This window comes from Prosthecobacter fluviatilis, from assembly GCF_042655725.1.
Lineage (GTDB): Bacteria > Verrucomicrobiota > Verrucomicrobiia > Verrucomicrobiales > Verrucomicrobiaceae > Prosthecobacter > Prosthecobacter fluviatilis.
Map to the genome: position 1 here is coordinate 1,206,810 of NZ_JBHSMQ010000001.1, position 18,373 is coordinate 1,225,182.

Annotated in this window: 19 protein-coding genes and 2 tRNA genes; 14 read left to right on the forward strand and 7 right to left on the reverse strand. The window is 64.4% G+C overall.

Annotated elements, in window-relative coordinates:
* Positions 1-32: 32 nt before the first annotated feature.
* From ACFQDI_RS04755 to sucC, 4 genes are all read right to left on the reverse strand, one after another.
* Complete coding sequence (locus tag ACFQDI_RS04755) at positions 33-575, reverse strand: PAS domain-containing protein (protein WP_377163952.1); 543 nt, start codon at positions 573-575, stop codon at positions 33-35.
* 210 nt (positions 576-785) lie between these two features.
* The gene (locus tag ACFQDI_RS04760) at positions 786-1,715 is read right to left on the reverse strand and encodes an amidohydrolase family protein (protein ID WP_377163954.1); all 930 of its coding nucleotides are present in this window, start codon (positions 1,713-1,715) and stop codon (positions 786-788) included.
* A gap of 333 nt (positions 1,716-2,048) precedes the next feature.
* Entirely contained in the window at positions 2,049-2,516 is a 468-nt protein-coding gene (locus ACFQDI_RS04765) for a pentapeptide repeat-containing protein (protein ID WP_377163956.1), read from the reverse strand.
* A gap of 100 nt (positions 2,517-2,616) precedes the next feature.
* The gene (gene sucC, locus ACFQDI_RS04770) at positions 2,617-3,801 is read right to left on the reverse strand and encodes an ADP-forming succinate--CoA ligase subunit beta (protein WP_377163958.1); all 1,185 of its coding nucleotides are present in this window, start codon (positions 3,799-3,801) and stop codon (positions 2,617-2,619) included.
* Positions 3,802-3,875: 74 nt separating this feature from the next.
* Here sucC and trmD point away from each other — a divergent pair, with 74 nt between their 5' ends.
* The 3 genes from trmD (at position 3,876) to ACFQDI_RS04785 (ending at position 5,102) form a co-directional block, all read left to right on the forward strand.
* The gene (trmD, locus tag ACFQDI_RS04775; RefSeq protein WP_377163960.1) at positions 3,876-4,607 is read left to right on the forward strand and encodes a tRNA (guanosine(37)-N1)-methyltransferase TrmD; all 732 of its coding nucleotides are present in this window, start codon (positions 3,876-3,878) and stop codon (positions 4,605-4,607) included.
* 80 nt (positions 4,608-4,687) lie between these two features.
* Positions 4,688-4,778, forward strand: a tRNA-Ser gene (locus ACFQDI_RS04780).
* Positions 4,779-4,925: 147 nt separating this feature from the next.
* On the forward strand, positions 4,926-5,102 hold the full coding sequence (locus ACFQDI_RS04785; protein WP_377163962.1) for a hypothetical protein: 177 nt from the start codon (positions 4,926-4,928) through the stop codon (positions 5,100-5,102).
* Between the two features lie 112 nt (positions 5,103-5,214).
* Here ACFQDI_RS04785 and ACFQDI_RS04790 read toward each other — a convergent pair.
* Together ACFQDI_RS04790 and ACFQDI_RS04795 are read right to left on the reverse strand one after the other, a co-directional pair.
* Positions 5,215-5,290, reverse strand: a tRNA-Ala gene (locus ACFQDI_RS04790).
* A gap of 137 nt (positions 5,291-5,427) precedes the next feature.
* Complete coding sequence (locus ACFQDI_RS04795; protein WP_377163964.1) at positions 5,428-6,405, reverse strand: phytoene/squalene synthase family protein; 978 nt, start codon at positions 6,403-6,405, stop codon at positions 5,428-5,430.
* 70 nt (positions 6,406-6,475) lie between these two features.
* Here ACFQDI_RS04795 and hemW point away from each other — a divergent pair, with 70 nt between their 5' ends.
* The gene (hemW, locus tag ACFQDI_RS04800; protein WP_377163966.1) at positions 6,476-7,564 is read left to right on the forward strand and encodes a radical SAM family heme chaperone HemW; all 1,089 of its coding nucleotides are present in this window, start codon (positions 6,476-6,478) and stop codon (positions 7,562-7,564) included.
* A 4-nt stretch (positions 7,565-7,568) separates the two neighbouring features.
* Here the strand turns inward: hemW and ACFQDI_RS04805 are convergent, their stop codons facing one another.
* Positions 7,569-8,138 (reverse strand): DUF5362 family protein, encoded by a 570-nt coding sequence (locus ACFQDI_RS04805; protein ID WP_377163968.1) that lies wholly within the window; start codon positions 8,136-8,138, stop codon positions 7,569-7,571.
* Between the two features lie 101 nt (positions 8,139-8,239).
* On the opposite strand from ACFQDI_RS04805, the gene ACFQDI_RS04810 reads away from it, so the two are divergent.
* The 10 genes from ACFQDI_RS04810 (at position 8,240) to ACFQDI_RS04855 (ending at position 18,373) form a co-directional block, all read left to right on the forward strand.
* On the forward strand, positions 8,240-9,007 hold the full coding sequence (locus ACFQDI_RS04810; protein WP_377163970.1) for an RDD family protein: 768 nt from the start codon (positions 8,240-8,242) through the stop codon (positions 9,005-9,007).
* On the forward strand, positions 9,004-9,975 hold the full coding sequence (locus tag ACFQDI_RS04815; protein WP_377163972.1) for a stage II sporulation protein M: 972 nt from the start codon (positions 9,004-9,006) through the stop codon (positions 9,973-9,975). The genes ACFQDI_RS04810 and ACFQDI_RS04815 overlap by 4 nt, the downstream gene beginning before the upstream one ends.
* Entirely contained in the window at positions 9,965-11,413 is a 1,449-nt protein-coding gene (locus tag ACFQDI_RS04820) for a DUF4129 domain-containing protein (protein ID WP_377163974.1), read from the forward strand. The genes ACFQDI_RS04815 and ACFQDI_RS04820 overlap by 11 nt, the downstream gene beginning before the upstream one ends.
* 17 nt (positions 11,414-11,430) lie before the next feature.
* Positions 11,431-12,630 carry a DUF4350 domain-containing protein gene (locus ACFQDI_RS04825; RefSeq protein WP_377164140.1) on the forward strand — a complete coding sequence of 400 codons (1,200 nt, stop codon included), beginning with the start codon at positions 11,431-11,433 and terminating at the stop codon, positions 12,628-12,630.
* Between the two features lie 26 nt (positions 12,631-12,656).
* Positions 12,657-13,688, forward strand: coding sequence for an AAA family ATPase (locus tag ACFQDI_RS04830; RefSeq protein WP_377163976.1), 1,032 nt, complete (start codon positions 12,657-12,659; stop codon positions 13,686-13,688).
* A 5-nt stretch (positions 13,689-13,693) separates the two neighbouring features.
* The gene (locus tag ACFQDI_RS04835) at positions 13,694-14,998 is read left to right on the forward strand and encodes a DUF58 domain-containing protein (protein ID WP_377163978.1); all 1,305 of its coding nucleotides are present in this window, start codon (positions 13,694-13,696) and stop codon (positions 14,996-14,998) included.
* Positions 14,999-15,078: 80 nt separating this feature from the next.
* Positions 15,079-16,209 (forward strand): DegT/DnrJ/EryC1/StrS family aminotransferase, encoded by a 1,131-nt coding sequence (locus tag ACFQDI_RS04840; protein WP_377163980.1) that lies wholly within the window; start codon positions 15,079-15,081, stop codon positions 16,207-16,209.
* Positions 16,196-16,978: a class I SAM-dependent methyltransferase gene (locus tag ACFQDI_RS04845; protein WP_377163982.1), complete on the forward strand. Its 783-nt coding sequence runs from the start codon at positions 16,196-16,198 to the stop codon at positions 16,976-16,978. The genes ACFQDI_RS04840 and ACFQDI_RS04845 overlap by 14 nt, the downstream gene beginning before the upstream one ends.
* Positions 16,965-17,924, forward strand: a complete 960-nt coding sequence (locus ACFQDI_RS04850) for a glycosyltransferase family 2 protein (protein ID WP_377163984.1) — start codon at positions 16,965-16,967, stop codon at positions 17,922-17,924. Before ACFQDI_RS04845 ends, ACFQDI_RS04850 begins: the two co-directional genes overlap by 14 nt.
* Positions 17,921-18,373, forward strand: coding sequence for a sugar 3,4-ketoisomerase (locus tag ACFQDI_RS04855; RefSeq protein ID WP_377163986.1), 453 nt, complete (start codon positions 17,921-17,923; stop codon positions 18,371-18,373). The genes ACFQDI_RS04850 and ACFQDI_RS04855 overlap by 4 nt, the downstream gene beginning before the upstream one ends.

The window sequence follows — 18,373 nt, forward strand, 5'->3', positions numbered from 1 at the left end:
GGCCGGGGACCTGAAATGTGCAAGCGGCAGGGTTAGCAGGGTGCGCCGCCATCTGTGCAGCCTGGGAAGTACCGTGGCAGGCATTTGGGGCAGAGACCATGCGTGAAGTTGAAGGACGAGCACTGGAAAAGATAGTCTTCGACGGGCAGCCACTGACCCGTGCTGAGCTGGACGTCTTTGCAACTGGCGCAGATGGGCAGCCATTCACTGAAGTGCGGCTGGGCAGGCAGTTCAGTGGCATGCACTGAAAAGCCCCGCACAGTGCCTTCGGCGACATCTGGCGTGTAGGTGGCGACAAAGCGCCGGGTGATGTCTCCAGAGTCAGTGAGCTGCCGCTCAAAGACCTGCTTTTCACCGCGCAGGGCGGCGCGTATGTGAGGAAGATTTTGAGAATAGACGACGGGTCCCAGCAGGTCCTGCATGGAGATGTCGGTCATTTGTTCGGGGCTTTTGCGGAACCATGTCTGATAAGCACGGTTGGAAAAGACACAGCGCTCGTCAGCGTCCCAGTAGGCGATCAAGGCGTGGATCTGATTGATGATGCTGAATGCCTTCTGGCATTTGTCAGGAGTCATTGGGTAAACAGGAGCGTATGTTGAGGGTCAGGTGAGAGCTTTTCAGCTAACACCTGTCTCGTACCGACAGATGAGTCCTTAAAAAGGTTCATTCGAAATAAGTTTTTCTGGATTTGAAAACCATGGAAACCAATGACTTAAGTCATGGTCTTGTGCCGAAACGCAGGTGGTGTGGATTCGCAGACGGGAAGGTGTGATCAGATGTATTTCCTAGGCCAACCGGAACAGCTTCCGGGAGTTTTCGAAGAGGATCTTGCGCTCGACGGTCTTGCTGGATGCGAGCTTGCGGATGGCGGCGAGGGTCTGGGCTCCCTGGCAGCCGGGGCCGCGGCCGAGGTGGTCGGCGCAGTCGCTGCCGTAGAGGATCTTGTCCTGATGGCGGTCAAAGAATTTGGTGGTGTGCTCTTCGTCGCGGGTGAGGGCGAGGAGGCCGCTGCCGGCGGACATGTCTGCAAACATGTTGGGGTAGTCGGCGAGGTAACGGTCGGTGATGCCGCCGGGTGTGATCTTGCCCTTGGGGTAGTTGACCTTCTGATCGTGGTTTTTGTCGATGTTGCCCCAGAAGGCCTGGGCGTGGCCGATGAAGTTGGTCTTGGGAAACTTCTCCAGCATGGTGTGGAAGCGGTCGTAGCCGAGGTTGTAGGTCTGATGCTGGAAGTGCAGGAGGATGGGCACGTTGTAGGCGGCGGCGAGAGCGTAGAGTTTCTGGCTTTCGGGGGAGTCGCACTGCACCATGAACTTCTGCTCGCCGATCATGCAGGCACCCTGCTTGAGCCATTTTTCGATTTCGGCGGGGGCAGTGTCGAGGTCGGTGACTTCATTGGCGGCCCAGATGTAGGCGCCGGGGTGGGCTTTGGCGAAATCATACGCGGCCTGCGTGGTGGCACATTGGGCGGCGAGGCCGTTGGACTTGCCGTTGTGGGTGGAGGGGCGGTCCAGGTAGGTGCCTGCGGGCAGGATGATGGAGGTGGTGACGCCCATGGCCTGCTGGTGCGCGAGCAGATGCTCGTCCGCGCGCCGGTGGTAGTTCATGTGCTGATGGATGTCGATGACGGGCTCCGGGGCGGTCTGCGTCTGGGCCAGGGCGCGTGAGGTGACTGCGGCGAGGCTGGTGGAGAGGAAGGTGCGGCGTGTGGGCATGGGCCCAGTACGCTGCGGACAGGGAGATTTTGCTCGCTGTGGGTGGGGCTTGTTGTTCAGGTGAAGGCCGGTGCTTCGAAAAACAGCGCTCCTTGTTCAATCAATCGTCAATCAAGCATGAGCAGGGAAGCCTGAGCCGGAGGATTGACGATTGTCGAGCAATCGATTTTTGATTTTTGAGGTGCCAGAGCCTCGGCAAGTGCGCGCACTACCGAGGTGGGAGAGTTGTGGAGGGCAGGACAGGCTGGAAGCCTGTCTCGCATGGACAGCCGGGACGGCTATCCTCCGGGGGATCTGGATGATCCCCATCCTGTCAGGATTCTTGGGGGACGGTCACTTCAGCCCCTGGGTGTCGGCGAGGATGGCGCCGGTGTGGATCATGCCGGTCTGGACGGTGCCGTTGAGATTGGCGGCGATGAGGTCGGCGTTGGTGAAGTCTGCGCTGGTCAGATTTGCGCCTTCGAGGTTGGCTCCGGAGAGGTCGGCGCCACGGACGTTGGCGTGGCTGAGATTGGCATGACGGAGGGAGACGCCGCCGAGGTCGGCCCCGCTGAGGTCTGCGCCGCTCAGATTGGCGCTGTCGAGGTTGGCCCCGCTGAAGTCGGCGCCGGAGAGATTGGTGCCCGCGAGGTTGGCCTTGGTGAAGGTGGTGCCGACGAACTGGCCTTTGGCGAGGTTGAGATCGTTGAGCGCGGCTCCGGCGAGGTTCATGCCGGTTTCATCGATCTTACGGCCGGCTTTGCCGCCGCTTTCGAGCCATTGGGTGTGAGCGAGGAGTTCTTCGGTGGTGATGCTGGCCATAGAGGCATAAAAGAGAACCCGATTTACGGGGCCGTAAATCGGGTTTTCATACTTGTTGAGGGGATTTTTGTAATCCCCTACGGGCTGGAGCGCTGCGGGATCAGCCGTTGACGGCGGCGACGATCTTCTGCGCGGCGTCGGTGAGGCCGTCTGCGCTGGTGATCTTGAGGCCGCTGGAGGCGAGGGTGGCCTTGCCGGCCTCGACGTTGTTGCCTTCGAGGCGGACGACGAGGGGGATGTTCAGCGAGACTTCCTGAGCCGCGGCGATGATGCCGGTGGCGATGATGTTGCAGTCCATGATGCCGCCAAAGATGTTGACGAGGATGCCCTTCACGTTGGGGTCTCCGAGGATGATCTTGAAGGCTGCGGTGACCTGCTCCTTGGTGGCGCCGCCGCCGACGTCGAGGAAGTTGGCAGGTTCGCCGCCGTGGAACTTGATGATGTCCATGGTGGACATGGCAAGGCCGGCGCCGTTGACGAGGCAGGCGATGTTGCCGTCGAGACCGATGTAGTTGAGGCCGAATTCGCTGGCGGCGACTTCGCGTGGGTCTTCCTCAGTGGTGTCACGCATGGCGGTGACGTCCTTCTGGCGGTAGAGGGCGTTGTCGTCGAAGTTGAACTTGGCGTCGAGGGCGACGACCTGGTTGTCGGTGGTGATGGCGAGGGGGTTGATCTCGACGAGTGAGCAGTCGCTCTTGAGGTAGAGATTCCACAGGGAGGTGAAGAGCTTGACGGCCTGGTTCATCAAGGGGCCGCGCAGGCCGAGGGAGGCGGCGATCTTGCGGCACTGGTAGCCCTGAAGGCCGATGGTGGGGTGGATGAACTCCTTGGTGATCTTTTCGGGGGTCTTTTCCGCGACTTCCTCGATGTTCATGCCGCCTTCGGTGGAGGCGATGATGGCGTGGCTGCTGGTGCCGCGGTCAAAGAGGATGGCGAAGTAGTATTCCTTGGTGATGTCCACGGACTTGGCGACGAGGACTTTGCTGACGAGCTTGCCTTCGGGGCCGGTCTGGTGGGTGACGAGGGTCTGGCCGAGCATCTTGCCGGCGATGTCTTCCGCCTCCTCAGGGGTGTTCACAAGGTGGACGCCGCCTTTGAAGCCGTTTTTGAAGGTGCCTTTGCCACGGCCACCGGCGTGGACCTGGGCTTTGACCACGAGGCCTGCCTGGCCGATTTCGCGTGCTGCGGCTCCTGCTTCTGCCGCCGTGCTGGCGACGATTCCTTTGGGACTGGCGACGCCGAATTTGTCGAACAGCTGCTTGGCTTGGTACTCGTGGATGTTCATGGAGAAAAAATGGGGGAGCCCGATAGTAGAAGTGAGGCCCGAAGCGTCAAGGCGCATTCCCGGTGAAGGTGAGAATGAATGCCGGGCTTGCCCCGCGGGGAAGGCTGCGGCATAGCGCGGAGATGCAAATAGATGTGGTGACGCTGTTCCCGGAGCTGGTCTCTGTGCCGATGGGCCTGAGCATGATGGGGCGTGCGCAGGAAAAGGGCATTCTGGACCTGCGCGTGCATGATCTGCGTGAGCAGGGGCTGGGAAAGCACCGGCATGTGGATGACACACCGTACGGCGGGGGGCAGGGGATGGTGATCCGGCCTGAGCCGGTGTTTGAGACGCTGGACAAGATCGACACGCCGGAGGCGCGCATTGTTTACATGTCTCCTGCGGGGAAGAGGTTTGACCAGGCGACGGCGCGGCGTCTGGCGGCGGAGCCGCATTTGATTTTTCTTTCGGGGCACTACGAGGGAATTGATCACCGGATCATTGAGCACTGGGTGGATGAGGAGATCAGCCTGGGGGACTACGTGCTGACGAACGGGGCCATCGCTGCGGTGGTGGTGATGGACGCGATCGTGAGGCTGCTGCCCGGGGTGCTGGGGGATGAGATGAGCGCGGTGGAGGAGAGCTTTGGAGCGAGCGGGCTGCTGGAGGCGCCGCAATACACCAAGCCGGCGGAGTACCGGGGCCTGAAGGTGCCGGAGATGCTGCTGAGCGGGAACCACGCGAAGATCGCGGCATGGAGAGAGCAGCAGGCGCTGGAGCGCACGCGGGCGAACCGGCCTGATTTAATTGAAGGAGATGCGAGCTAGAGTGACATTTCGTTTGACGATACGCCGGGCTGCACGCTAAATAAGCACTCCGCTGGCCGTCTGGCTGCGGGACAACTATTGGTGAGGTGGCTGAGTGGTCGAAAGCACATCTTTGCTAAAGATGCGTAGCCTTAACAGCTACCGAGGGTTCGAATCCCTCCCTCACCGCCAGTTTTGTCAGTCACTCCCGCCGCCACAAATGCGGTGCTTTTCGAGGGGGAGAAGGCACAAAAAAAGGCCGTTTTTGACGCTGTGCGTATGAACAGGCATGCAAATCTCTGTTGCATGGTGCGTCAAAATACCACACTCTGCCACCTTATGAAGATCAATACCAGTATCACGATTGACCCACGGATCGCCAAGCTGGCGAAGAAGTATGCGGCACTCGATGGCCGTAGTTTTGCGAACTACGTCGAACGTGCCGTGGCCCGGCAGGTGGAGAACGACCAGCTCGCGGAGAGCAGCCCCAAGGCGAAGCCTGCGAAGAAGAAGTAAGGGCTGCGGCCCTGAAAACCTGGCTGGAAAATGGACGTGGCCAAAGAGCCGCGGTACCAGGGTTTTTGCTGTTTTACAGGGCGAACTCCGGCCCTGGGTGCGCTTTTGCTCCTGGTGGAGCTAAGGGGATTCGAACCCCTGACCTTCTCATTGCGAACGAGACGCTCTACCAACTGAGCTATAGCCCCAACGTGGGATGTGCTGCGGATGGAGTGTGACGTGTGGCGTCTGCCGCCGTGGTCGCCTTCCACCGAACGGAATTAAATATGCGAGGAACCGGCGGTCCGGCAAGCTTATTTGCGGAGGTGTGGAAAGTGAGGGGGCTTCAGGCCTGGGCGAGCTTGCGGTAGAGTCTTTCCAGGGCGGCGGGGCTGCGGCAGGCGATGGCGGCCTGGGCGAGGATGCTGGCGACGTCGAGGCGGGAGATTTTGACGCCTTGCAGAATCCTGTCCCACGGGGTGGTGCGCATTTTGGCGACGGTCTGAATGCCGAGGAGGAGGGGGAGGGCGGTGGCGTAGCGGAGCTTGGTGTGGTTGACGTGCTGGACGTAGCGGAGGCCGCACTCGAGGTGCTCGGTGCAGGTTTGCAGCCAGAGGCTCCACTCGGTCTGGATTTCGCCGGGCTGGCAGGGGAGGTAGCAGCGGCCGTCTCGGGTGTCTTCGCCGATGTCGCGAAGGATGTTGATGAGCTGGAGGCCTTTGCCCATGCGGGCGCCCCAGTCCTGCATCTGGGCGGTGGCGATGGCGGGGTCGAGCGCGCCGGGGAGCTCGGTGGCGCAGAGCTGGGTCCAAAATTCGCCGACGCAGCCGGCGACGAGCCAGGTGTATTCATCGAGCTCCGCAGGGGTGGCGAGGCTGCGGAGGCGGCCGTCTGCGGGAAAGCGGCGGATGTCGAGCATCTGGCCGTCGATGATGTGCTCGAGGACGTTTTGGATGGCGGCGAGGGGTGTGGGCCGCATGGTGCGGAGCCAGGCGATGCCGTCGGCGAATTTTTCCATGAGGCGGCGCTCGGCGTCGTCGCTCTGCTGGGTGCAGAACTGGGAGATGAGGGTGGCGGCGAGGCTTTGGACATCACCGGAGCCACGGACGAGGGAGCGGTAGCTCTGGAGGCAGTCGAGGCGGACGGTGGTGCTGACGAGGGCGGTGTCTGCGATGGTGTCTGCCGTGCGGGCGAGGAGGTAAGCGAGGGAGATGGGCTCGCGGAGCTCTTTGGGGAGAGCTTTGAGGGTGAGGTAGAAGGAACGGGAGACGGAGGCGAGGAGCTGGCCGCCGAGTTCGCGTTCGTGGTGAGTTTCGTCTGACATGTCTGGATTCTAGATGCTGGATGCTGGATGCTGGAGCAAGCATTCTCTGCCATCATCTGATCCCAAGCCTGTGAAGCATCTCTACGTCCACATTCCTTTCTGCCACCGCATCTGCCCGTACTGCAGCTTTCACAAGCACACGCCGGGGGGGACGGACATGACGGCGTTTGTGGACGCGCTGCTGAAGGAGGCGGAAAAGCAGCCGCTGCGGCCGGAGACGATTTTTTTTGGCGGCGGTACGCCGACGATGCTGAGCGATGTGCATCTGGAGCGGCTGCTGCGGGGGCTGCGGGAGCGGGTGGACATGGGCGGGGTGCTGGAATTTACGATGGAGGCGAATCCGCGCACGGTGACGGCTTCGAAGGCGGTGATGATGCGTGAGATGGGGGTGACGCGGGTGAGCCTGGGGATCCAGGCGTGGGATGATGAGACGCTCAAAACTTTGGGGCGCGACCATGCGCGTGCGGACGCGGAGGAGACGTGGCGGGTGCTGAAGGCGGCGGGGTTTCCGAGCCTGAACCTGGACCTGATGTTTTCCATCCCGGGGCAGCGTGTGGAGACGTGGAGGCAGACGCTGGAGCACACGATCTCTCTGCAGCCGGACCACATCTCGGCGTACAATCTGAACTATGAGGAAGACACGGATTTTTTCCGGCGGCTGAAGGCGGGTGAGTACCGGGAGGACGAGGGGCGGGATGCGGAGTTTTTCAATGTGGCGATCGACATGCTGGAGGCGGGCGGTTTTGAGCACTACGAGATCTCCAACTACGCGAAGCCTGGGCACCGCTCTGTGCACAATGAGGCGTACTGGCTGGGGGAGGATTACCTGGGGATCGGGCCCGGAGCGTTTTCGACGGTGGGCGCGCGGCGCTGGAACAATGTGAAGGACACACCGCGGTACATGGCGCTGACGCTGGCGGGAGAAGAGACGGCGGTGGAGGTGGAGGAGCTGACGGCGGAGCAGCGGCGGACGGAGCGCTTTGGCCTGGAGCTGCGCACGGCACGCGGGCTGCCGCTGGAGCTGATCCATGCGGAGTCACGCAAGATGCTGGAGACGCTGCGTGAGCAGGGGCTGCTGAGCTATGACGGGGGTCACGTGAGACTGACGCGGGCGGGCAAGCCGCTGGTGGACCCGATCGCGGTGGCGCTGATGGGGTGAGAGATCAGTGCGGGAGCTTGATGCCTGACTGGAGGGCGGTGAAGGCGATGGCGAAGACGGCGACGATGCCGATGAGGACGAGGCAGATGGAGACGATGGTCATGATGCCGTGAAACTTCCAGTAGCGGCGCTGCTCGGTGAGGGCGGCGTCGAGGTCTGCGATGGAGTGGGAGGCCATGAGCCTGCCGATGGCGCTGGCATATTTCCAGAGTTTCAGGGCGGGGTAGATAGTGAGGAAGGCAAAGACTCCGAGATAGATGGAGGTGCCGATGAGGATGCCGCTGAAGACGGCGGGATTGTCTGCGAAGGCGGGGTTGGATGCGATGACCGGATTCTTGGCAAATTCAGCGCTGGCGAGGGTGCCGGAGGCTGCCAGCAATGCGTACATGCAGCTGAAGAACACGAGGACGAGGCCTGCGAGCCAGAAGATGACGGACATGAGGCGCACCCAGGGCCTGGTGCCGGCGAGCTGGGCGATGGTGCTGGGGGAGACGGCCTCTGCGTAGCCTGGGGTGGCGGAGCCAAAAAGGTTTGAGACGGGGGCTGTGTAAGGATTGGAAAGGGGAGATTCCATGGTGGGAGAATGATTGATGATGCGGAACCCAGCTATTACAAATCCTACGAAAATAATTCGCGGGTTGTCAAAACCAAACGGAACCGCTTGATTGGCTGACGATGGCAGTGGCACGCGCGGACACCTTGCAAACAGTCGAACTCGCGGACGGCGTGGAGATCCAGCTGCGTGTGGCCGGACTGGCGGTGCGGAGCATGGCGTATGTGATCGACCTGTGCATACGGCTGGTGATTGACTGCGGGGTGGCGTTGGGGGCGTACTGGCTGCTGCCAGACCTGATCGGCAGGGAGATGACGCAGGGGCTGGTGATGCTGTTCGCGTTTTTCATGGAGTGGTTTTACAACGTGTTTTTCGAGGCGGGCGCGAAGGGTGCGACGCCTGGGCAGCGTGCGAAGAAGCTGCGGGTGATGAGCGTGACGGGCGGGCCGGTGACGATGGCGCAGGCGGTGATGCGGAATTTTCTGCGGGTGGTGGACTTCATGCCGGGGCTGTACCTGACGGGGATCGTGTGCATGCTGTTTACGCGGCGGTTTCAAAGGCTGGGGGACCTGGTGGCGAACACGGTGGTGACGTATGCGGAGGCGCCGAGCCTGGGGGATGCGCAGCCTGAGATGCGTGTGGAGAGGCGTGCGCCATCCCGGGTGCTGACGCGGGAGGAGCAGGCGGCGCTGCTGCAGTTTCTGGAGCGTGCGCCGCTGTGGGCGAATGAGCGGCGGCTGGAGCTGGCGGGGCTGGTGCAGCCGCTGACGGAGGCGGAAGGGGCGGAGGGACTGCGGCGGCTGTGCGGCATGGCGCTGTGGCTGCAGGCCCCGGAGGAGCGTGGAGCGAAGGCACCTGTGCTGAAGGGGGCGGCGATGACGCGCACATGACTCCGGCCCAGTTTGAGAAGCAGATCGAGCCGCGGTGGCAGAAGCTGGAGCGGCTGCTGGAGGAGGCGGCGAAGTCGCAGCCCACGGCTGCGGTGGATGAGCTGCCTGCGACCTTCCGGCAGGTGTGCCATGACCTGAGCGTGGCGCAGCACCGGATGAGCCCGCAGCGCCTGACGCAGAGGCTGAATGCGCTGGCGATCCGCAGCTATCGGGTGCTGGAGCGGCACAGCGCAGGTGGGTGGGAGTCGTTTGTACGGCTGGTGGTGGTGGAGTTTCCGCAGGCGGTGCGTGCGGAGTGTCGGCTGTTCTGGTGGTGCACGGCGCTGTTTTATCTGCCTGCGGCGCTGATCGCGGTCATCACGCCTGCGCACCCTGAGTGGGCGATGTCCTTTCTGGGGCCGGATGGGATGATGCAGATCGAGAGCATGTATGGGGAGTCGAGCAGTCCGTCTGACTATGTGCGTGAGAGCTTTGGCTCGGGCTTTGAGGCGTTTTGCGGCTACATCCTGAACAATGTGGGGATTGATTTCCGGACGTTTGCGGGAGGCATCCTGGGCGGGGTGGGGTCGCTGTTTGTGTTGATTTTCAACTCGGTCTATTTTGGCGCTGCCACGGGGTATGTGCACTACACGGGGAATCCGCTGACGCTTTACACGTGGGTGATTGCGCACGGGGCGCCGGAGTTCACGGGGATCGTGATCTCTGCGATGGCTGGGATGCGGGTGGGGTGGTCGGTGCTGCGGCCGGGGCGGATGGAGAGGCGCACGGCGCTGGTGCTGGCGGGACGGAAGGCGCTGCCGCTGCTGGCGGGTGCGACGCTGCTGACGAGCCTGGCGGCGGTGCTGGAGGGATTTTGGTCGCCGCTGGATCTGCCGCCGGTGATCAAGTTCACGGTGGGCGGGGTGTGCTGGGTGCTGGTGGCGCTGTTTTTGCTGCTGGGCGGAAGGAGGCGCGCGGATGAGGCTTGAGGACATCACTTTCACGCTGAGGCCGCGCCGACCCTGGGAGGCGGTGGACCTGGGCTGCGCGATGGTGCGTAGGGACTTTGGCAGGATCCTGGTGCTGTGGGCGTGCACGGTGCTGCCGCTGTGGGCGGGCGTGTGCGTGCTGCTGCGTGAGACGCCGGCGGTGATCCCGCTGGCGGTGTGGTGGCTGAAGCCGCTCTATGACCGGGTGCCGCTGTTCTTTCTGAGCCGTGCTGCCTTTGGGGTGAGGCCGGGATTTTTCGAAACGTTGCGGCAGTGGCCGAGGTTGTGGCTGATGAATTTGCTGCCGGCGCTGCTGTGGCGGCGGCTGTCGTTCATCCGCAGCTTTGCGCTGCCTGCGCAGATGCTGGAGGGGCTGCGCGGCTCGGCTGTGAAGAGGCGCATCAAGATTCTCGCGATGGATGGGGGAAGCTCCGGGGTGTCGACGACGCTGGCGTTTTCAAACATCGAGCTCGTGGCCTGGCTCGGGCTGATGTGGGGGACGTACGGCCTGCTGCCGGAGAGTGCGCAGCTGGACTGGGACGGGCTGGTGCAGTCCATGGATTTTGAGAGCACGATCCCGAACGCCTTTTTGTGGTGGGGTGCGGTGTGCCATATGGTGATCGTCACGCTGGTGGAGCCGTTTTATGTGGGGGCGGGGTTTGCCCTGTACCTGAACTGCCGCACGCGCATCGAGGGCTGGGATGTGGAGCTGGCATTCCGGCGGCTGGCGACGCGGCTGACGGCCGGTGCTGCGGCGGTGGTGCTGGCCGTGCTGGCGCTGTTTGGCAGCCCGGCTGGGGGACGGGCGGCGGACGCCGAGACGGCGGTGAGGGAGGTGCTGGCGGACCCGGTGTTTGAGATCCACAAGCGCACGAGCTGGGAGTGGGAGAAGGGGGAGAAAGAGAAGGAGCGTGCGGCCTGGCGTGAGAAGACCAAGGGGGGGAGTGTGGACTTTGCCTCGACGAAGATGCTGCTGCTGTTTTGGGCGCCGCTGGTCGGGCTGGCGCTGTGGCTGATCCTCTACCTGGTGAGGAACCGCGACCTTTTTACCTCCCGTGGCACCGGCAAGGCGGCGGTGCAGGCGCCGAAGGTGCTGATGGGGATGAACATCACGCGGGAGAGCCTGCCGGAGGACATCGTGGCGGCGGCGCGTGCGGCCTGGGCCGGGGGAGACTGCAAGGTGGCGCTGAGCCTGCTGTACCGGGGGGCGCTTTCGTGGCTGGTGAACCGCCGGAGGTTGCCGATCGCGGACAGTGACACGGAGGAGGACTGTGTGGTGCAGGTGATGCGCGCGGGGGAGAAGGCGGAGGCGGATTACTTCCGCCAGCTGACGGGGGCATGGGTCCAGGCGGCGTATGCGGTGCTGCCGGTGTCTGACGAGGAGATGGCGCGGCTGTGCGACACGTGGCCGTTTGCGGAGCGGGGAGGTGAGTCATGAGGGGTGGCGTGATCCAGATGCTGAGTGTGCTGGCCTGCGTGCTGCTGCTGTGCGGCTGCAAGGACGGCGGGGGCGGGCGCTGGAAGGAGGTGGAGATCACCACCGGCTACAAGGGGCAGGCGCGGGTGAACCCGTTTCTCGCGGCGGAGCGGCTGCTGGACGCGCTGGGCCACAACGCGCGTACGGCGAAGTCTCTGGGGAAGCTGCCGCCGCATGATGCGGTGATCTTCATTTCCGGGGAGGGCGGGCTGGCCGAGGGGCGTGCGAAGCAGCTGCTGCGCTGGAGTTTCAGCGGCGGGCACCTGGTGTATTTCCTGGACGGCACGAGGCCGTACAATGATTTTGAAACGCAGTTTGGGGCGTACCTTTCCGCCCTGCTGCGGGAGGAGCGCAAAGACCCGGTGCTGGAGCAGCTGGGGGTGGGGGTGCAAAGGCGCTTTCCGGAGGAGGAGCTCAGGGACATGACGGAGGGCAAAAGCGCCCGCAAGGACGAGACGCTGCTGGAGTCTGACCAGAAGATCTCATGGAATGGCAGGAGCTACCATGCGAGCCTGGGCGGGCGGCAGAGCCTGAACCTGCAGCGCAGCCTGCTGCGGGGGGAGTTTTCCGCCGGGCCGAGGGAGGTGTCCCTGGCGCTGCACCTGCGCCATGGGACGGGGTGGGTGACGCTGCTGGCGCATGCGCGGCCCTTCCGCAACCACTGGATAGGGCAGCGTGACCACGCGAACTGGCTCTCTGCGCTGGTGGGGGAGCACAGGGCGAAGGAGGTGCTTTTTGTCTCCACGAGCACGGGCAGCTTTTTCGGGCTGCTGTGGCAGCGGGGGTGGATGGCGGTGGTGGCGCTGGCGGTCTGCCTGGGCTTCTGGCTGTGGCAGCAGATGCCGCGCTTTGGGCCGCTGGCGGAGGTGGAGCTGGACTCGACGCGCCATTTTGCCAGCCACATCGGCGCTCTGGGGGAGTTCTTCTGGCGCATGCGGCGCGGGGCTCTGCTGGTGAACGCCGCACGGGATGCGGTGTGGGAGCGTGTGCGTGAGCGGCTGCGGCATCTGGATGACGGGAGCCGGCAGATGAATGATGTGCTGGCCGGGGAGCTGGCGCGCCGCAGCGGGCTGCCTGTGCAGAGGGTGGCGGCGGTGTTTGACATGACGCCGCCGGGGAGCGTGCACCAGTTTGTGAATCTCATGCGCGACCTTCAGGCCATCCGCCGGGCGCTTTAAACAAAAAAATCATCACCTACCACTCCATGAATCCGATCCTTCCAGAACCTGATGTTTCGAGTCTTTACGTGCCGCCGCCGCCGGGTGGTTTGGCGTCGCAGCCTGCGCCGAGGAGCACGGAGATTTTTCAGAAGATCCATGCGGCGGTGGGCCAGGTGTTTGTGGGGCAGGAGGAGGTGCTGCAGCAGGTGCTGGCGGCGCTGCTGGCAGGGGGGCATGTGCTGCTGGAGGGGAAGCCGGGCCTGGGCAAGACGCATCTGGTGCTGGCGCTTTCCCACACGTTTGGGGGAAGCTTCCGGCGCATCCAGTTCACGCCGGACCTGATGCCTTCCGATGTGTGCGGACATACGCTGTTTGACATGGCCAGCGGCACCTTCCGGGTGCGGCGGGGGCCGGTGTTTGCGAATCTGCTGCTGGCGGACGAGATCAACCGCGCGCCGGCGAAGACGCAGTCTGCGCTGCTGGAGGTGATGCAGGAGACGCAGGTGACGATCGACGGGGAGAGCCATGCGCTGGCTCCGCCTTTCATGACGTTTGCGACGCAGAACCCCATCGAGCAGGAGGGGACGTACCCGCTGCCGGAGGCGCAGCTGGACCGCTTTTTGCTGAAGGTGCTGATCGACTACCCGGATGTGGCGAATGAGACGTGGGTGGTGAAGGCGGTGTCTTCGCGCGCGTCTGGCGGGGGGCTTTCGACTTCGGACGTGCCGCAGGTGTGCACGCCGCAGGACATCCTGGCCGCGCAGGAGGAGGCGGCTGCGGTGCAGGCGGTGGAGCAGGTGGTGGACTATGCGGTGAAAATCGTGCGCGCGACGCGGCAGCACAGCGCGATCTCCCTGGGGGCGGGGACGCGTGGGGCGATCAGCCTGGTGAGGGTGGCGAAGTCGTATGCGCTGCTGGAGGGGCGGGGCTACATCACGCCGGGAGATGTGAAGCGTGCGGTGCTGCCGGTGCTGAGGCACCGGGTGCAGCTGGCGCCGGAAATCGCGATCAGCGGCCAGAGTGTGGACGACATGCTGAACTCGCTGCTCAAGACCATCGAAGCCCCCCGCGTCTGAACCGCATGCGCCCGACCTCCCTGCTGCTGAAGCTGCTGCACTCCTGGCTCGTCCTGGGGGTGGTGGCGTCTGTGTGGGAGCGTGGGGCACTGCTGTGGCAGGTGTGGGGCGGGGGGCTGCTGCTGGCGGCGGTGGCAGACGCGTGCACGCTGCCGCGGCGGGGGCGCATCACGGGGAAGCGCGCGCTGCCAGGACGGTTTGCGCTGGGGGTGGGGGCTGAGGTGACGCTGACGGTGACGCACTCGGTGCGGCGCACGCTTAGGCTGGAGGTGTTTGACGGCATCCCCACAGCGGCGGAGGCGGAGGGGCTGCCACATGCGGTGAGCATCCCGCGAGGGGAGTATGCGGCGATCTCGTATGAGGCGCGGTTTGTGCGGCGCGGTGAGCATGCGTTTACGCCGGCGCATGTGCTGGTGCATTCGGCGCTGGGGCTGTGGCGGCGGCTGCATTTCATCGCGGGAGAGAGTGCGACGCGGGCGTACCCGAACTACGAGCCGGTGGTGCGCTTTGCGCTGCTGGCGATGGCGAACCGTGTGGAGCAGATGGGGATCGTGAAACGGCGCCGGATGGGGGGCTCGCTGGATTTCCACCAGCTGCGCGACTACCAGGACGGGGATGTGCTTTCACGGATCGACTGGAAGGCGACGTCGCGCCGCTCCACGCTGGTGAGCCGTGACTATGAGGAGACGCGGAACCAGACGATCCTGCTGGTGCCGGACTGCGGGCGGCGGATGCGTGCGCTGGACGGGGGGCTGAGCCAGTTTGACCACTGCCTGAATGCGATGCTGCTGATCGCCTTCATCGCGCTGAGGCAGGGGGATGAGGTGGGGGTGGCGGGCTTTGGCGGGGTGCAGCGCTGGCTGCCGCCGGTGAAGGGGGCGCACAGCATGCCGAAGCTGCTGAACCACCTGTACAACTATGAGGCGAGCAGTGAGCCGAGCGACTTCATCGAGGCGGCGGAGCGGGTGATGACGCTGCAGCGGCGGCGTGCGCTGGTGATCATGCTGACGAATCTGCGCAGCGAGGACGGGGCGACGCTGGCGACGGCGGTGGGGGCGATGCAGAAGCGCCACCTGGTGCTGACGGCGACACTACGGGAGCAGGAGCTGGAGCAGCGTGCGGCGGCACCGATCGACCAGCTGCATGATGCGCTGCAGTATGGGGCTCTGACGCATTACTTTGGGGAGCGGCGGCAGCTGCTGGAGTCGCTGAGGTCGCGGCGGGTGCTGACGGTGGATGAGTCTGCACAGATGCTGCCGGTGGCGCTGGCAAACAAGTACCTGGATGTGAAGGCGGGCGGGCTGCTGTAAACCTGGGCTTTAGGTGAAGTGGCGAATTTCGCTACGCGTAGCGTTATTTGCGACAAATTTGTCATGGCTCAAGGTGATGAATGCTCGGTCCCTCCAACCACTGGTCTTTGCTGTATCCGCAGGCGGATCAGCGTCGGCATGAGACGGCGCTGAGGCAGGCGATGGATCGGGTGAGCGCGAGCGGGAGCTACATCCTGGGAGCGGAGGTGACGGCGTTTGAGGCGGAATTTGCGGCGTATCTCGGAGGCGGGCAGGCAGTGGGGGTGGCCAATGGTACGGACGCGATCGAGCTGATGCTGCGGGGGCTGGGGATCGGGGCGGGGAGCAAGGTGGCGGTGCCGTCCTTTGCACCGTCTGCGGTGGCGGCGGGGGTGATGCGCAGCGGGGCGGTGCCGGAGTTTGTCGATATTGAGCCGGGGACGTTCACGCTGTGTCCGGAGGCGCTGGACGAGCTGCTGCGCTCTTTCCGGGGACGGGGCGTGAGGGCGGCGGTGGTGGTGCACCTGTACGGGCACCCGGCGGACTGGGCAAATCTGCAGCGCGTGGCGAATGAGCATGGCATCGAGCTGCTGGAGGACTGTGCGCAGGCGCACGGGGCGCTGTGGCATGGGCAGCCTGCAGGGACGCTGGGGCGTGCGGCGGCGTTTAGCTTTTACCCGACGAAGAACCTGGCGGCGCTGGGGGACGCGGGTGCGGTGGTGACGAAGGATGCGGAGCTGGCGGAGTGGGTGCGTGAGCTGCGCCAGTATGGGTGGAAGGAGCGCCATGTGAGCGTGCATGCGGGGGTGAACAGCCGGCTGGATGAGCTGCAGGCGGCGGTGCTGCGGGTGAAGCTGGGGGCGCTGAACGAGAGCGTGCTGCAAAGGCGCAGACTGGCGGCGACGTATGATGCCCGGCTGGTGGGCAGCCGCACGGTGGAGGCCCCGATGGTGCGAGGCGGGTGCGAGCATGCCTACCACCAGTATGTGGTGCGCTGTGCGCGGCGGGATGCGCTGATGCAGCACCTGCTGCGTGCGGGGATACCGGTGGCGGCGCTGTACCCGGTGCCGCTGCACCGGCAGGGGGCTTTCGGCGGTGAGAATGAGCTGCTGCTGGAGTGTGACCGCGCGGCGGCGGCGGTGCTGACGCTGCCGATGCACCCGTATGTGTCCGAGGAGGCGGTGGAGGAGGTGATCGAAGCCCTGAAAAGATTTGAACATGAGAGCTCCTGAATACGACCTGATGCGTGAGGCGGAGGACCGCCATTGGTGGTATGCGGTGCTGCGCAGCCAGGTGCAGCATGCGCTGGCCGGGCGGCTGCCGCCGAACGGGCGGCTGCTGGATGCGGGCTGCGGCACGGGTGGGATGCTGGCGTTTTTGCAGGAGCAGATCTGCGGCCTGTGCGGAGCGGGGGTGGATGCGGCGCGGCAGGCGGTGAGGCACTGCCAGCAGCGCGGCCTGGGCATGGTACAGCTGGCCTCTGTGGAGGCGCTGCCGTATGAGGCCGAGGCGTTTGACGCGGTGCTGAGCCTGGATGTGCTGTACCATGAGGAGGTGAGCGAGCGGCGTGCGCTGCTGGAAATGGGCCGTGTGCTGCGCCCGGGGGGGCTGCTGGTGCTGAACCTGCCGGCGTTTGAGGGCCTGCGCGGCTCCCATGATGTGGCGGTGGGTGGCGCTCGGCGCTATGCGGAGGCGCAGGTGAGGTCTCTGCTGGAGGATTCCGGCTTTGAGGTGGAGACGCTGCACTACTGGAATGCGTGGCTGTTTCTGCCGCTGCTGCTGTGGCGGAGGCTGAGCCGGGTGAAGGCGGTGCTGGTGACGGGCAGCGGGGAGTCTGACCTGCGGCTGACGCCTGCATGGATGAATGCGCTGCTGGCCGGTGCGGGCAGGCTGGAGGCGGGGCTGTGCCGGGAGCTGCGCCCGCCGTTTGGCTCGTCGGTCTTTGCCGTGGCGCGGCGCAGGAAACCACCCACCGGAGGGCTGCGGCATGGAAGCTACTGAGACTGCGCCTGAGCTGAGCTTTGTGGTGCCGCTGTACAACACCGGGGAGGGGCTGGCCCGGCTGCTGGGCGCCTTCCGTGCGCTGTCGCTGCCGGAAAGCTGGGAGCTGGTGCTGGTGGATGATGGCAGCAGGGATGGCTCGGCGGCTGCGGCGCGGCATGCGGTGGCTGATTTTCCCGTGCCTGTGACGGTGGTGGAGCTGGCGCGCAATTTTGGCGAGCATGCGGCCGTGCTGGAGGGCTACAGGCATGCGCGGGGGGCGTTTGTGGTGAACCTGGATGACGACCTGCAAAATCCCCCGGCGGAGGCGGTGAAGCTGCTGCGCCACCTGCGCGGGTCGGATGCGGAGGTGGTTTATTCACGCTATGCGGAAAAGAAGCACCACTGGGCGCGCAACCTGGGCAGCAAGGCGGCGAACTGCTGCGCGACCTTCCTGCTCGGGAAGCCGCAGGATTTGTACCTCTCCAGCTTTCGTGCGCTGCGGCGTGAGCTGATTGAGCGCATCGTGACGTATCGCGGACCATACCCGTATGTGGACGGGCTGATCCTCGGGGCCACGAACCGGATCTCCACGCTGGAGGTGGAGCATGTGGAGAGGGCGGAGGGGCGGAGCGGGTACACGCTGCGCAAGCTGGTGCGGCTGGGAATGAGCCTGCTGTTTGACTTTAGCGTGATGCCGCTGCGGATCGCCAGTGTGCTGGGTGGGCTGCTGTGTGTGCTGGGGGCGCTGATCCTGGCGGAGGTGGTGCTGGAAACCCTGTTTGTGGGGCGGCGGCAGCTGGGCTGGGGCTCGCTGATGGGGGCGCTGGCTGTCTTCAGCGGTGCGCAGCTGCTGATGCTGGGGCTGATCGGCGAGTATGTGGGGCGTGCGTTTCTGACGGTTTCCGGCAAGCCGCAGGCTCTGGTGCGCATGAAGACGATACACATGAAAGGAACTGCTGCATGATCCAGGAGACGACCATTGAGACCTGCTCTGTGCGCGGGGTGCGCCTGTATGAGATGCGCCATGTGGTGGACCCGGTGAGGGGAAACCTGACGGCGCTGGAGCTCAGCCAGGAGCTGCCCTTTGCGGCGCAGCGGATTTTCCTGACCTATGACATCCCGTCCGAGAGCACGCGCGGGGAGCATGCGCACCGGCTGTGCGAGCAGTTCCTCGTGTGCGTGCACGGGGAGTGCCACCTGCGGGTGGACGATGGTGAAAACAGCGAGGAGTTCTGCCTGAACCGCCCGACTTTCGGGGTGCTGGTGCCGCCGATGGTGTGGGCGCAGGAGCACCTGCACTCGGCGGACTCGGTGCTGATGGTGCTGGCCTCGCGGCCATACGAGGCGGAGGATTACATACGTGATTACAGCGAGTTCACGGCTATGGTGAAAGGATGGAAGAAGAGGACATGA

Excerpts from the sequence above, each read along its gene's own strand:
- ACFQDI_RS04755 (WP_377163952.1), bottom strand. The coding sequence starts at position 575 with ATGACTCCTGACAAATGCCAGAAGGCATTCAGCATCATCAATCAGATC.
- ACFQDI_RS04760 (WP_377163954.1), bottom strand. The coding sequence starts at position 1,715 with ATGCCCACACGCCGCACCTTCCTCTCCACCAGCCTCGCCGCAGTCACC.
- ACFQDI_RS04765 (WP_377163956.1), bottom strand. The coding sequence starts at position 2,516 with ATGGCCAGCATCACCACCGAAGAACTCCTCGCTCACACCCAATGGCTC.
- sucC (WP_377163958.1), bottom strand. The coding sequence starts at position 3,801 with ATGAACATCCACGAGTACCAAGCCAAGCAGCTGTTCGACAAATTCGGC.
- trmD (WP_377163960.1), top strand. The coding sequence starts at position 3,876 with ATGAATGCCGGGCTTGCCCCGCGGGGAAGGCTGCGGCATAGCGCGGAG.
- ACFQDI_RS04785 (WP_377163962.1), top strand. The coding sequence starts at position 4,926 with ATGAAGATCAATACCAGTATCACGATTGACCCACGGATCGCCAAGCTG.
- ACFQDI_RS04795 (WP_377163964.1), bottom strand. The coding sequence starts at position 6,405 with ATGTCAGACGAAACTCACCACGAACGCGAACTCGGCGGCCAGCTCCTC.
- ACFQDI_RS04805 (WP_377163968.1), bottom strand. The coding sequence starts at position 8,138 with ATGGAATCTCCCCTTTCCAATCCTTACACAGCCCCCGTCTCAAACCTT.
- ACFQDI_RS04810 (WP_377163970.1), top strand. The coding sequence starts at position 8,240 with ATGGCAGTGGCACGCGCGGACACCTTGCAAACAGTCGAACTCGCGGAC.
- ACFQDI_RS04815 (WP_377163972.1), top strand. The coding sequence starts at position 9,004 with ATGACTCCGGCCCAGTTTGAGAAGCAGATCGAGCCGCGGTGGCAGAAG.
- ACFQDI_RS04820 (WP_377163974.1), top strand. The coding sequence starts at position 9,965 with ATGAGGCTTGAGGACATCACTTTCACGCTGAGGCCGCGCCGACCCTGG.
- ACFQDI_RS04825 (WP_377164140.1), top strand. The coding sequence starts at position 11,431 with ATGCTGAGTGTGCTGGCCTGCGTGCTGCTGCTGTGCGGCTGCAAGGAC.
- ACFQDI_RS04830 (WP_377163976.1), top strand. The coding sequence starts at position 12,657 with ATGAATCCGATCCTTCCAGAACCTGATGTTTCGAGTCTTTACGTGCCG.
- ACFQDI_RS04835 (WP_377163978.1), top strand. The coding sequence starts at position 13,694 with ATGCGCCCGACCTCCCTGCTGCTGAAGCTGCTGCACTCCTGGCTCGTC.
- ACFQDI_RS04840 (WP_377163980.1), top strand. The coding sequence starts at position 15,079 with ATGCTCGGTCCCTCCAACCACTGGTCTTTGCTGTATCCGCAGGCGGAT.
- ACFQDI_RS04845 (WP_377163982.1), top strand. The coding sequence starts at position 16,196 with ATGAGAGCTCCTGAATACGACCTGATGCGTGAGGCGGAGGACCGCCAT.
- ACFQDI_RS04850 (WP_377163984.1), top strand. The coding sequence starts at position 16,965 with ATGGAAGCTACTGAGACTGCGCCTGAGCTGAGCTTTGTGGTGCCGCTG.
- ACFQDI_RS04855 (WP_377163986.1), top strand. The coding sequence starts at position 17,921 with ATGATCCAGGAGACGACCATTGAGACCTGCTCTGTGCGCGGGGTGCGC.